This window comes from Acinetobacter sp. HR7, assembly GCF_000773685.1.
In the GTDB taxonomy this organism is placed as follows: Bacteria; Pseudomonadota; Gammaproteobacteria; order Pseudomonadales; family Moraxellaceae; genus Acinetobacter; species Acinetobacter thermotolerans.
Genome location: NZ_JPQO01000014.1, coordinates 1 through 12,759 on the forward strand (window position 1 = coordinate 1; position 12,759 = coordinate 12,759).

General features: G+C 45.1%; 14 protein-coding genes. 9 read left to right on the forward strand and 5 right to left on the reverse strand.

Annotation, left to right across the window (positions count from 1 at the left end; genetic code table 11):
• Positions 1 to 50: 50 nt before the first annotated feature.
• The 3 genes from ybeY to miaB are packed head-to-tail and all read right to left on the reverse strand — an operon-like array spanning position 51 to position 3,138.
• A complete protein-coding gene (gene ybeY, locus GW12_RS01050; RefSeq protein ID WP_034582276.1) occupies positions 51 to 533 on the reverse strand; it encodes an rRNA maturation RNase YbeY in 483 nt (160 codons plus the stop codon).
• Between the two features lie 31 nt (positions 534 to 564).
• On the reverse strand, positions 565 to 1,641 hold the full coding sequence (locus GW12_RS01055; RefSeq protein WP_034582278.1) for a PhoH family protein: 1,077 nt from the start codon (positions 1,639 to 1,641) through the stop codon (positions 565 to 567).
• A 39-nt stretch (positions 1,642 to 1,680) separates the two neighbouring features.
• The gene (gene miaB, locus GW12_RS01060) at positions 1,681 to 3,138 is read right to left on the reverse strand and encodes a tRNA (N6-isopentenyl adenosine(37)-C2)-methylthiotransferase MiaB (RefSeq protein WP_034582282.1); all 1,458 of its coding nucleotides are present in this window, start codon (positions 3,136 to 3,138) and stop codon (positions 1,681 to 1,683) included.
• A 311-nt stretch (positions 3,139 to 3,449) separates the two neighbouring features.
• Between miaB and GW12_RS01065 the strand changes: the two genes are divergently transcribed.
• The 6 genes from GW12_RS01065 (at position 3,450) to GW12_RS01090 (ending at position 8,415) form a co-directional block, all read left to right on the forward strand.
• Complete coding sequence (locus tag GW12_RS01065) at positions 3,450 to 5,402, forward strand: lytic transglycosylase domain-containing protein (protein WP_171077638.1); 1,953 nt, start codon at positions 3,450 to 3,452, stop codon at positions 5,400 to 5,402.
• A gap of 83 nt (positions 5,403 to 5,485) precedes the next feature.
• The gene (locus GW12_RS01070; RefSeq protein ID WP_052127863.1) at positions 5,486 to 6,079 is read left to right on the forward strand and encodes a ribonuclease I; all 594 of its coding nucleotides are present in this window, start codon (positions 5,486 to 5,488) and stop codon (positions 6,077 to 6,079) included.
• 170 nt (positions 6,080 to 6,249) lie between these two features.
• A complete protein-coding gene (locus tag GW12_RS01075; protein ID WP_034582290.1) occupies positions 6,250 to 7,236 on the forward strand; it encodes a malate dehydrogenase in 987 nt (328 codons plus the stop codon).
• 173 nt (positions 7,237 to 7,409) lie between these two features.
• A complete protein-coding gene (locus GW12_RS01080; protein ID WP_034582293.1) occupies positions 7,410 to 7,682 on the forward strand; it encodes a DUF2789 family protein in 273 nt (90 codons plus the stop codon).
• Positions 7,683 to 7,739: 57 nt separating this feature from the next.
• Positions 7,740 to 7,997, forward strand: a complete 258-nt coding sequence (locus tag GW12_RS01085; protein ID WP_034582295.1) for a DUF2789 family protein — start codon at positions 7,740 to 7,742, stop codon at positions 7,995 to 7,997.
• Positions 7,998 to 8,118: 121 nt separating this feature from the next.
• The gene (locus tag GW12_RS01090; protein ID WP_052127862.1) at positions 8,119 to 8,415 is read left to right on the forward strand and encodes a DUF2789 family protein; all 297 of its coding nucleotides are present in this window, start codon (positions 8,119 to 8,121) and stop codon (positions 8,413 to 8,415) included.
• Positions 8,416 to 8,450: 35 nt separating this feature from the next.
• Here the strand turns inward: GW12_RS01090 and GW12_RS01095 are convergent, their stop codons facing one another.
• On the reverse strand, positions 8,451 to 8,978 hold the full coding sequence (locus GW12_RS01095; RefSeq protein WP_034582298.1) for a hypothetical protein: 528 nt from the start codon (positions 8,976 to 8,978) through the stop codon (positions 8,451 to 8,453).
• Between the two features lie 62 nt (positions 8,979 to 9,040).
• Entirely contained in the window at positions 9,041 to 9,643 is a 603-nt protein-coding gene (locus GW12_RS01100; RefSeq protein WP_034582301.1) for a 2OG-Fe(II) oxygenase, read from the reverse strand.
• Between the two features lie 113 nt (positions 9,644 to 9,756).
• On the opposite strand from GW12_RS01100, the gene GW12_RS01105 reads away from it, so the two are divergent.
• From GW12_RS01105 to GW12_RS01115, 3 genes are read left to right on the forward strand one after another with little or no spacing between them, the layout of a single operon-like run.
• A complete protein-coding gene (locus tag GW12_RS01105; RefSeq protein WP_034582304.1) occupies positions 9,757 to 10,614 on the forward strand; it encodes a 23S rRNA (adenine(2030)-N(6))-methyltransferase RlmJ in 858 nt (285 codons plus the stop codon).
• A 47-nt stretch (positions 10,615 to 10,661) separates the two neighbouring features.
• Positions 10,662 to 11,480, forward strand: a complete 819-nt coding sequence (gene pssA / locus GW12_RS01110; protein WP_034582306.1) for a CDP-diacylglycerol--serine O-phosphatidyltransferase — start codon at positions 10,662 to 10,664, stop codon at positions 11,478 to 11,480.
• 24 nt (positions 11,481 to 11,504) lie between these two features.
• The gene (locus GW12_RS01115; RefSeq protein WP_034582307.1) at positions 11,505 to 12,581 is read left to right on the forward strand and encodes a DUF6670 family protein; all 1,077 of its coding nucleotides are present in this window, start codon (positions 11,505 to 11,507) and stop codon (positions 12,579 to 12,581) included.
• Positions 12,582 to 12,759 lie beyond the last annotated feature (178 nt).

Genomic DNA, 12,759 nt, shown 5'->3' on the forward strand with positions numbered 1-12,759 from the left:
CTCTTAACTGACTGGCATTAGACCTAAGCCCGCTTTTCTAATATTGAAATTTAGTCACGTTCCAGATATGGATTTTCAAAACCGAGCTTGTTCAGAATCTCGATTTCCAGTGCTTCCATTTCTTCTGCATCTTCATCTGAAGTCTCATGGTCATAGCCCATTAGGTGCAAGGTGCCATGCACCAGCATATGGGTGAAGTGCGTCAACGGCGCTTTGCCTTGTTCCTGTGCTTCACGCTGAACCACCGGAATACAGATCACCAGATCGCCAATTGGGAAGGCTTCCAGAATCCCAGCCATTTCATCCGGAATGTCGCTTGGGAAAGATAACACATTGGTCGGTTTGTCTTTGCCACGATATTCCAGATTGAGTTTATGGCTTTCATCGTTATCGACACAGGCGATGCCAATTTCGCAGTCACTGTGTGTGTCGATGTGGCGTAAGGCAGTTTCTACAACTTTCTTGATGTAAGAGCGCTTCACCACCAGTTCAGGTGCCTGAAAATTCTGTTGCAGGCTCAGACTAAGTTTCAAAATGAATCCTTAAAATAAATTTCAATACGGCTTAATGCTGTGCATCGGCCGCAGCATCATTTTCCGCAATTAAAGCTTCTTGGCGTGCCTTACGTTCAGCACGTGCTTCCGCACTTAAACGTTGCTGCTCGCTGTCCCAGCCTTCATAGGCTTCGACAATTTTCTGTACCAGCTGATGACGCACTACGTCACGTGAATGGAAACGGGTGATATGAATTTCTTTCACATTTTCCAGCACGCGTAGTGAATGTGCCAGACCAGACTGCTGGCCACGTGGCAAATCGACCTGGGTAATGTCCCCGGTAATCACGGCACGTGAACCAAAGCCCAGACGGGTCAGGAACATTTTCATCTGTTCCGGCGTAGTGTTTTGCGCTTCGTCCAGAATCACGAAAGAGTGGTTTAGGGTACGACCACGCATGTAGGCCAGTGGTGCCACTTCAATGATCTGACGTTCGATCAGCTTGGCCACTTTTTCAAAGCCGAGCATTTCATACAAGGCATCATACAGTGGACGCAAATATGGGTCGATTTTTTGGGTCAGGTCACCAGGCAGGAAGCCCAGTTTTTCACCCGCTTCAACGGCAGGACGAACCAGCAGGATACGCTGGATTTCGTTACGTTCCAGCATATCTACCGCAGCAGCCACCGCAAGATAGGTCTTACCGGTACCGGCAGGGCCAATACCAAAGGAAATATCACTTTGCAGAATACGCTGCACATAGCGTTTCTGGTTGGCACCACGCGGATTAATGCGTCCCTTACGGGTCTGTAACCAGACATTGTCCAGACCAGTATGTTCCTGATCCTGCATGTCTTCCTGCAGTTCACGATCGGTCTGGCTACCCTGAATTAACAGGTGCAGGGTATCTGCGCTAATCTGCTTGCTGTGTTCTGATTCTTCGTGCAGGCGTTGCAACAGCAACTCCGCTCGTTCCACAGCATCCATTTCACCATCGATAAAAAAGCTGTCGCCTCGATGGGAAACTTTGACATCTAAACGTTGTTCAATTTGCTTCAAATGACCGTTGTAGGCACCAAGCATACTTTGTAAACGGTCAATTGAAATACCGGGAAAAGCTACTGTACGTCGAATCGCTGCAGTCAAAGAGAGTTCCTTATAGAGATAGGTCTTTATATCCCTACATTACGCCACGTCAGGCTCAAGATTCAAGAGCTCACCGTAAACTAAATTGAGTGTTTTTATTTCAGTGATTTCGATCTCTGCAAACCGGCCTACCCATGTTGCATCACCAATAAAGGTGACCAGACGGGTGTTGTCGGCAGTACCGACTAAAATATTCGGATCTTTATCAGAAACTTTCTCAATCAGGACACGCTGAATGGTACCGAGCATGGCATCGGTTTTACGGATACTGGACTGCTTGATCCATTCCTGAACTTTTGCGAGACGTTCTTTTTTCACCTGTTCAGGGGTGTTGTCTTCTAATTCTGCCGCAGGCGTGCCCGGACGTTTTGAATACACAAAGCTGTAAGAATGGTCGAAATCCAGATCCTGAATAAACTGATAGGTTTCTTCAAAGTTCTCATCAGTTTCACCTGGGAAGCCGATAATAAAGTCTGAAGACAGATGCATATCCGGACGGACTTTACGTAACTTCTCGATTTTCTCGATATACACATCAATGGTGTGATTACGTTTCATCGCTTTCAGTACATCGTTAGAACCACTTTGCACTGGCAAATGCAGATGTGACACCATTTGTGGCAGGTCACGGTAACACTGGATCAGGTCATCATTGAATTCTAATGGGTGCGATGTGGTGTAACGGATACGGCCAATCCCCGGAATTTCTGCGACTAAGCGTAACAGGTCGGCAAATGTACAGATTTTACCGTCGAAGGTTTCGCCGCGGTAACCATTCACGTTCTGACCGAGCAAGGAAACTTCACGAACCCCTTTTTCTGCCAGCCCAGCAATTTCTGCCAGCACGTCATCCAGCGGGCGAGAGACTTCTTCACCACGGGTATATGGCACCACGCAGAATGAACAGTATTTAGAACAGCCTTCCATGATGGAAACAAATGCTTTATAACCTTCAACACGTGGTTCCGGCAGGAAGTCGAATTTTTCGATATCAGGGAAAGAAATATCCACCAGTTTGATTTTTTCTTTCTTTGGTTTTTCCACCTGCTCAAAATGCTGATCCAGCATTTGTGGCAAACGGTGCAGGGTTTGCGGACCAAAGATCATATCCACATAATTAGCACGTTTCTGGATGTTGTCGCCTTCCTGAGACGCCACACAGCCACCAACACCAATAATCAGGTCCGGATTTTTTTCTTTCAGCTTGCGCCAGCGGCCCAATTCAGAGAATACTTTTTCTTGTGCTTTTTCACGAATTGAGCAAGTATTCATCAACAGGACGTCTGCTTCAGCAGGATCGTTGGTGAGCACATAGCCATGTGAGTCGCCCAAAAGGTCTGCCATACGGTGACTGTCATACTCATTCATCTGACACCCTTGCGTTTCGATGTACAGCTTTTTGACTGCGCCATCGTGGGCTGGGGTGTGCGCTGGCTGGGTAACAGTGTTTTCTGAGGCAGCTGGGGCACTATTCGGAATGAAGGTTTGAACCGTCATGAAGGCTCCTAAGGGTAATATGTTTAAATTGTGAACAGATGACCCGGTCAGTGTACGGATTAGGTCAATTAGGATTCAATTCACGTGCTGAATTTTTGAAAGGCGCATATTTTAGCAGGAAAGTCGCTTAAACTTATAGCCTTAATTGGTGAGCCAAAAATATTGATTTGTGAGCAAAAAATACTCAAAAATTAATATTGCTGAATCATAAGGTTACACAACAGAACAGTAGAGTTGGCGAAGAATTTATACACTAACTCGCATGTTGAACACATTCGTCCGGCATAAACTACATGATAGAAGTTAAATCGATGTTGAAGCACATTATAAATACGCATAAATATTCAAAATTACTTGCTGTAGGAATGACCTGTTTGGGTTCAATGGGTGTTCAGGCTGCCGAAGCGCAATTTAATGATGCGCTGAATGCGTCTAATGCTGGAAATATTGAATTATTACAACAATACCGTGCCGCCATGCAGAATGACGCTTTGGGCTATTATCCAGAATACTGGATTTTGAACCAGAATCTGGCGATGCAGCCGGCAAGCCAGATCATTAACTTTGCCCAGCGCTATCCGCAATCGGCTATGGCAGAAAAACTGGCAGCGGATTATGTCGAAGAAAAAGTCAAACAGGCAGACTTTGCTACCGCTCAACCCGTGCTGTCTTATGTGACCAATCCCGATCAGGCGGAAAGCTGCGCTGTGGCGCAGGTGCGGGCTAAAAATGGCGATCCACTAGTATATGCCGAATATAAAGACGTCTGGCTGACCACTAACTCGCAGCCAGAATCCTGTACTGGTCTGGGGCGGATGATGCTTTCCAGTCCATTGCTGACCAAGGAAGATCGTCAACAACGTTTATGGGGACAACTCCGTGCCGGCCAGTCTGGACAGGCGATTGCGACTGCACAAAGCATCGGGCTGAATTTGTCTTTAGCTCAACTCAATACCATTCAGGCTGATCCGACTTCTTATTTATGGTCTGCGCCAAAAGCGACTGCGGCTGATCATGCCTATTTGGTCTATGCCATGGGGCGTCTAACAGACAGTGATTTCAATTCAGCATTGTCTGCAGTGCGCCGTGCGGCTGAGGGAACTCCAGAACAGGTGCAAAAAGCCTTGTACCGCGCCGTAGGTTATATCGGTGGAACCACGGTGATGAAAAACAATTTTAACCGTGAAGCACTGAATTATCTGGACTTAAGTTATGGTCTGCCATTCAGTCCGGAAGAAGCGGAAATTTATGCCCGCCAGGCGATTCGTTTTAGTGCCTGGGAAAGCCTGATTCGTGCCATCGATGCCATGAGCGTGAACCAGAAGCAAGAAGACCGCTGGCAGTACTGGCTGGCACGTGCCAGTGAACAGCGCGGGGATGCATCTTCCAAGAAAGCAGCCGAGACCATTTACCGCAAGTTGGCGCAAGGTGATGATTACCATAACCTGTTGGCCCGCGACCGTTTAGGCCAGTTAACACTTTCTCCGCAAATGAGCCAGCCATCCGCCCAAGCGATGCAACGCCTGAATCAGGACATTCATTTCCGCCGTGCCTTTGCCTTAAAGAATATCAATGCGCCCGCGACCTATATCAATCGGGAATGGAACTGGGCGGTACGTCAGGCTTATCTGAAAAAGGATGATGACCTGCTATTAGCAGCAGCGAAACGCGCGCATGATATGGGCTGGCATGATCGCGCGATTTATGCAGCGGATCGTACTGCGAGCAAGCACAATTATAGTTACCGTTTCCCGATGCCGTATCAGAGTTATGTGGTGACACATAGTCAGAATGCAGGTATTGATCCAGCTTGGGCTTATGGTTTGATGCGTCAGGAAAGTCGTTTCAATACCGTGGCGCGCTCGCATGTCGGTGCCGGTGGTTTGATGCAGATTATGCCGGATACCGCCAAGCTAGTTGCGCGTCAGATGGGTGAAACCTACAACCCGGCAGCACTTAGCGATATGAATACCAATATCCGTTACGGCACTTTCTATTTATCTACGATTCAGCGTCAGCTCAGTAATAGCCCGGTACTGGCCACTGCAGGTTATAATGCCGGACCAAACCGTGCCCGCCGCTGGCAGCCAGAATTTCAGGGGATTGCAGCAGATCAATATACTGAAACCATTCCACTGACGGAAACCCGTGACTACGTCAAACATGTTATGACCAATGCGACACATTATGGAGTTTTATTAGGGCAAGGAGCGCAATCGATTGGCAAGCGGATGAACATCATCCCGCTGCGTAGCACCCAATAATGACAGGATAATCTTTTAGGGATAATGATCTATTCATGAATCGAGTGAGTCGTATGAATCCATGTTTATTTATCTCTGCCTTGATGATGGCAGGGATGAGTAGCATGCCTGTCTCTGCAACTCCTACGGGTTATGTGATGGATGTACAGATGGTACCGGCTATTTGTAGTCTTTATCCTGAATATGCAAAAAAACGTAAATGTCTAGAAGGTTATTCTCTGAACATTACAGGACTGTTTCCGGAAAATCCGCAAGGCAACTGTATTACCAATAGTTCTGCAAAATTATCGCCGTTGCAGGCCAAGGTGGTCGCACGGGTGATGCCCGATGAAAACTCCCGTACCGCACTTTGGCATCATATCGGTGGCTGCCTGCCGATGAATGCCAGCCAGTATTTCCGCACCATTATCAATTATGCAGACCGCTTGAAAGTCCCGCATGAGCTGACCGATCAGGAAAATTTGACCATGTCGATGGAAACCTTGCGGGCAAAATTCTTAAAAATAAATCCACAATTGCCGGCCAATGCAATCCGCTTTAACTGCTCAGGACTGCACAGCAAAAGCCTGCTGACCGCGGTCAAAGTCTGCTATTACAGCAATGGTCAATACAAGAACTGTCCCGCAAATATTGTCAATACCTGCCCACATACGCTCACAATTAAAGGTACTTACTGAGCTTTTCAACAGAATTAATTTATATTTCCTATCAGACTTTTGTTGGAATTGATGCGCTTTTGAATGCATCCGGCTCAGGATTGGAGTACAATCTTTGCCGTTTATGATTATTAAGATTAGATAGAACAGCTATTTAATCATTATGACGATCCTCAATTGGAGATAATTACATGAAGCAACCTGTTCGCGTTGCCGTTACTGGCGCTGCTGGTCAAATTGGTTACAGTCTATTATTCCGTATCGCTAGCGGTGAAATGTTGGGTAAAGACCAACCAGTTATTCTTCAATTATTAGAAATCCCTGTTGAGAAAGCTCAACAAGCGCTGAAAGGCGTAATGATGGAATTAGACGACTGTGCTTTCCCATTATTGGCAGGCATGATCGGTACTGATGATCCTAAAGTTGCTTTCAAAGACGCTGACTACGCTTTATTAGTTGGTTCACGTCCACGTGGTCCTGGTATGGAACGTGCTGACCTTCTTAAAGTAAACGGCGAAATCTTCATTGGCCAAGGTCAAGCACTGAACGAAGTTGCTAGCCGTGACGTTAAAGTTCTTGTTGTAGGTAACCCTGCAAACACTAACGCTTACATTGCAATGAAATCTGCTCCAGATCTTCCAGCGAAAAACTTCACAGCAATGTTACGTCTTGACCACAACCGTGCGTTGACTCAACTTGCTCAAAAAGCTGGCGTTGCAGTTTCTGACATCGAACACATGACTGTTTGGGGTAACCACTCTCCAACAATGTATGCTGACTACCGTTTTGCAACTGTAAACGGCGAAAGCTTAAAAGACAAAATCAACGATGCTGAATGGAACAAAGACGTATTCCTTCCAACAGTTGGTAAACGTGGTGCTGCGATCATCGAAGCACGTGGCCTGTCTTCTGCTGCTTCTGCTGCAAACGCTGCAATCGACCATATGCGCGATTGGGCTCTTGGCACAAACGGCAAATGGGTAACTATGGGTATTCCTTCTGACGGTTCTTATGGTATCCCTGAAGGTGTGATGTTCGGTTTCCCTGTAACTACTGAAAATGGCGAATACAAGATCGTTCAAGGTCTTGAAATCGACGAATTCAGCCAAGAACGTATCAACAAAACATTGAACGAACTTGAAGAAGAACGTGCTGCAATCGCAGACATGTTGAAATAATTTGATCTTCTAAGATTAAATTTGAAAAAGCACTCCATTCGGGGTGCTTTTTTTATGGGAAAATTTTGATACAGAACAAAAAATAACACGCTGTCAAACAGTGATAACTGAACTTTAAAGATAAGTCGTCTAATTTATAAACAGAATCATCACACTAGAGGGGAGGGACTGAGATGTTAGAGCAGAGACCTACCATGGAACTATTCTTTGAGCAGCTTGGTTTGGACTCAAGCCCGGAAGCTATTGAGGAATTTATCAAAACCCATCAGATCGGTATGGATGTTCCCTTGCATAAAGCGCCGTTCTGGACCAAGGCACAACATGATTTCCTGATCGGACATTGGAAGGAGGATGACGATTGGGCGATTTTTGTGGATGTACTTAACGAACAACTACATATCGAAGCAGAAGGCGCTGGTGAATGCGAGCTGCCAACCGCAAAATAGAGCTAATATTTTTCTATAAGTAAGAATGAAATAAATCAAAAATGGAGTAGATGAGTAGTGTTAGAACAACCAGTGACTTTAGAATTATTATTCGAACAATTAGGCCTGCCAGCTGATGAAAAAGCAATTGAGGAATTTACTCGTAATCATCAGCTGCCAGCAGAGGTAATTTTGCCAGATGCAGATTTCTGGAGCGATGGACAGAGTACATTTCTGCGTGAACATTGGCAGCAGGATGATGAATGGATTGTCGTGATTGACAAGCTCAATCAGCTTCTCCATGTAGAAAGTGATAAACAGCAAACCACGGCCTAGATCACTTTTATACAAAAAGACACAACAAAACCTGGTCATATGACTAGGTTTTTTTTGCGTTCTCATATAAGTTAGTTGTATAACCAATTACAATATATTTGATAAATATAAGGAGGGCGAGATGCTCGGAATGAATCAACCATCCTTAGAAATGTTGTTTTCCCAGCTGGGTTTGCCAAGTAGCCCGGCTGCAATTGAACTTTATGTCCGTACTCATCAGTTGCCTGCCGAACTTTCCCTGCATGATGCACCTTTCTGGAATAAGGCACAGCGCTCTTTGTTAATCAGCCATCTGGTGCAGGATGATGACTGGGCCATCTGGGTCGACGAACTGAATCAGCAACTGCATATGGATGCCTATCGCCGTCGTTTGGGACAAATCCCGCCACTGAAACATCAACATAAAAAAGCCTCATAATGATGAGGCTTTTTTATGGGTGAATTCTCTGTTGATTAATGCATGCGGCTACGCAGCAGTTTGATAAACCAGTCCAGTTTGCGGTAATCATCAAAAGCTGGATGTTGATGCACCAACTCCAGATCAAACGCTGGAGTTTTACTGTATTTATTTAACCAGTGACGGGTCAGAGCAGGTTCTTTCTTGCTGGCGGAGGCATAGGCCAGGAAGAAATAAATATCCGCATTTTCATAGTTGGTCATGGGTTTCAGGATTTGCTGGGTAATGAGGGCAAAACGATCTTCTTTGGTGAGTTCAAAGTAGATCATATAAGCCTTGGCCAAGTGCAGCGACAAGTTGATATATAGCTGCAGCGGCATTTCTTCAAATTCAACCCGTCCCTGTTCCAGCAGCACAATCGCTTCCTGTAGGAAATGCATCTGTTCCTGACGTACCTGACTGATGGTCACCAGTTGCAGGCGAAGATCCGCGCGTTCAAGCGCCAACTCGGGCGTGTTGCCATTTAAAAATAGCTGATCCGTCTCACCAATACGGGCGATGATCTCTTTGGTGGTTGCTGGCATGAACGCAGTCCTCTTTTCTCAATAATTGCTATATGAGGCTAAAAATAGAAATTTAAAGTTTTCTAGATCAGCTGGGCATCGGAACGCAGCCATGCAGTAATTGATAGGCGCTGGTGCTTGGCTTTTTGCACTTCATGCAGCAGGTCACTCTGGAACATGGCAATACGGTTCGGTTTTGGCTGCAGGGTATGCCATTTGTCATTTTTATCCTGTAAATGCAGCTCGCCGCCCCAGTCGTCCTGCCATTCATTATGCAGGTAATAAACCGCAGAAATCATGCGGCCATTTTTGCCTTGCGGATTATCGCGATGCAGGGCATAGAATTCACCGGCGTTATAGCAGGCAAAATGTGCCTCGACATCTTTAATACCTAAGAAAAAAGCCCGGTTCAGTTCCTGAGCCAGTACATGCAGAGTTTGTACATGCTGTTGAGATACTTCCAGATCTTCGTTCAGCCACAGGATATGATCACTACGGATATTACTGACTACTCCATTTTGAATTGCCGCATTACGGAAACGGTTCAGGTTGCTGGTACATTCCTCTATCAGCTGTTCAACATAGTCCTGGTCATATGCATTGTCGATAATACTGAAACCGTGTTGATCCAGATCATCAAGAATCTGATCAACTGACCATGTAATAGGGAGTTGAACTGCTTCCATAAAGACGCACCTAGAAGGTTAAATTAAAGTCGCGCTATTCTATGTAAGAATCGTGTCTGAACGAAACTGTTTTTCATGTTAAAATAGCTGTTGATCTTAGGAATAATTGAAACATGAATTATCGTCACCACTTCCATGCAGGCAACTTTGCCGATGTCATGAAGCACGTTTTATTGCTTCAGATTTTGTCTCGCCTTAATCAGAAAGATAAGCCATATCGTTATATCGATACCCATGGCGGCGCAGGCAAATATGACTTGTCGACTCCTGAAGCCCAGAAGTCTGGTGAGTTTCTGAACGGCATCCACCGTTTGGTGAAACTGGATGATTCAGTGAAACGTAATGCGCCTGAGGGTGTTCAGCAATATCTGAAAATTGTTGAAAAAATGCGTGAAAACTTTGGTAAAGGGGCATACCCAGGTTCACCTTGGTTTGCGCTTGAAGGCATGCGCGACATCGATAAGGCCACCATTTTCGAAATGCAGCGTGATGTATTCCAGCAGTTGCGTCATAACATTCATGACAAACGTGCCGGTCTGCATGAACGTGATGCTTACGAAGGTCTTTTAGCTGTCATTCCGCCGAAAGAAAAACGCGGTCTGGTGATGATTGACCCGCCGTATGAGCTGGAACGCAAAGACTTCCCGCAACTGGTGGACCTAATTGCCGCAGCTTATAAAAAATGGCCGACAGGCGTATTTGCGGTTTGGTATCCAATTAAAGACCGTGCCATGATCGAACGTTTTGAAAAACGTTTGTTCAAAACTGGTATTCGCCGTCAGCTGATCTGCGAAGTCTGTGTATGGCCAGATGATACGCCGGTTGGTTTGAATGGTTGTGGTCTGCTGGTGATTAACCCACCTTGGAAATTCTCTGAAGATGCAGACGAAGCGCTGCAATGGTTGTTCCCGCATCTGCGCATGCAGGAAACTGGCGGTCATGCCGCAGTTCGCTGGTTGGTTGGCGAATAATAAATAAGATAAAAATATTAGTTCATAGGTAGTATGGATCGACGATAATGACAAATACACAAAAACCGGAAAGCGAATCTTCAAAAGACCTGCCATTTGATGGCATCACCTTTGAGGTGGAAGAAGAGGAGCATACTCAGGAAGGTCAACGAGTCAAACGTCGCGGCATCTATCTGTGGCCAAACCTGATTACAACCGCTGCGTTGTTGTCAGGTTTCTACTCTATCATTGCCAGTATGAGTGGCGAATTCCAGCAAGCGATCTACGCCATTTTCCTGGCAGCGCTGTTCGATGGTTTGGATGGCCGTGTGGCGCGTGCCATAGGTGCACAAAGTCCGTTTGGTGAACAGTTTGACTCACTGTCTGATATGCTGGCATTCGGTGTTGCACCAGCGATCCTGATGTATAGCTGGGGTTTAAGTGATCTTGGTCGTATCGGTCTGGCTGCCTGCTTTGTCTATACCGCCTGTGCTGCTTTCCGTTTAGCACGCTTTAATGTGCAGATTGGCGTGGTCGATAAGCGCTATTTTATTGGGGTGGCAAGCCCATTAGCAGCAGTGATCATCATTTCACTGGTCTGGGTCGGATTAGATTTTCCGGAAATCTTCGATATTAAAGATGGCGGAGTTCAGATCATAAATGCAGCGGCGATTGTGATTACCGGTTTGCTGATGATCTCCAATATCAAATACTATTCATTTAAGACAGTGGAGCGTAAGCGGGTTCCATTCTTTGTCTTGCCGATCGCTGTATTTATCTTTGCAGCCATGACTTACAACATTCCGGTGGGAATACTGGTAATTTCTGTGATCTACGCCTTGTCCGGTTTTGTCACAACCTTTCTGGCAAAAAAACAAGTGAGTTAGCATGCAGAAAAAGGAGAGTCTGATATGTCGTTTCTTCAGGATTTTTTAGATCGTTCGAAACAACTCAATCAGACTCCTACTGCCCAGGTAGATTTAGCCTGCCATGGGCCCAATAAAAAATATAAATTTGTTCATAAACGACTCGTTATTCCTAACCTCTCTGCGCCTCTTTATTACTTCAATTTTTTCAGTATGATCGGCCAGCCGAATGTACCGATGCTGTGCAACCCAGATGCTATTCATACTGATGCCTTAGATACCACAACCGTAATTTGCAGTACTAGTCCACATATGGTCGGACAATTGAATCATTATTCCATTAAGCAAGAATGTCACTTTGAAAATTGTGATTTCAAATTTCATGAACGCGAGTTACTGACCGGGAATTTTCCGGAATTTCATTTTGTCCGGCAGGATGATGAGCTCAGTGTAGATTTAAAAATCCGGGCGATTGAGTTGATCACCCACTTTACCCAGTTGCGTTTTTCTCTGGCCGATTACTGGTCGATTCCATGCTGGTGTGAAGGCAAGATTCAATACAAGGATCAGCTTTATCAGATTGAAGGTCTAGGTAGTTTTGAATACGCACGCAGTTTTAAATTTCCCTATTTGCCTCTCGCTTTTCTAACTTATCAGATTATCAACCTGAGTCAGAGTCGGCAAATTATTCTGGTTCAGGTACGGGATAGTTTTAATCAGATCATTCAGTCACGAATTTATTATAAAGATCTGGAAAGTCAGCAAACTCAGATGTTGGATGAAAAGGTGATTTTTAAAGTGCATCGGGTATATCCGGGTGTAACCACACCAAATGGCCAGAAAATGTATCTGCCACGTGAATTTGAATGGCGCTGTGAAAGTAAAGAGGGTACACAAATTCGGATTCAAGGCCAAAGCCGTGGTGATTTCAAATTTGGTCTCGGTGCAGGTTATGTCGGTAGTTTTAATTACCAGATCAAAATTAATGGTGAGGAAGAAAATGGGGGAGGGGGCTATATTGAATACATTGATTGCCGACCTTTACGTTTCCAGGAACTGAGTAAAGAAGAAAAAATATTAAGTGGTGCGACGAATCCTGTGCCTTTTTTAGTCAAAAAATAAGAAAAACCTGCTTTTCCGTAGAATAAATAAACAGACGAGTGATTTTGTTTAAAATAGGGGTTGCACGTGTTTGGAATTGCTCTATAATGCACATCCATCGGCGGTGATGTTAATTAAAACTTCTGATAAAACAGTAACTTAGCATGAAATGGTTGAGTTAGGTTTTAGAAAGGAAGTT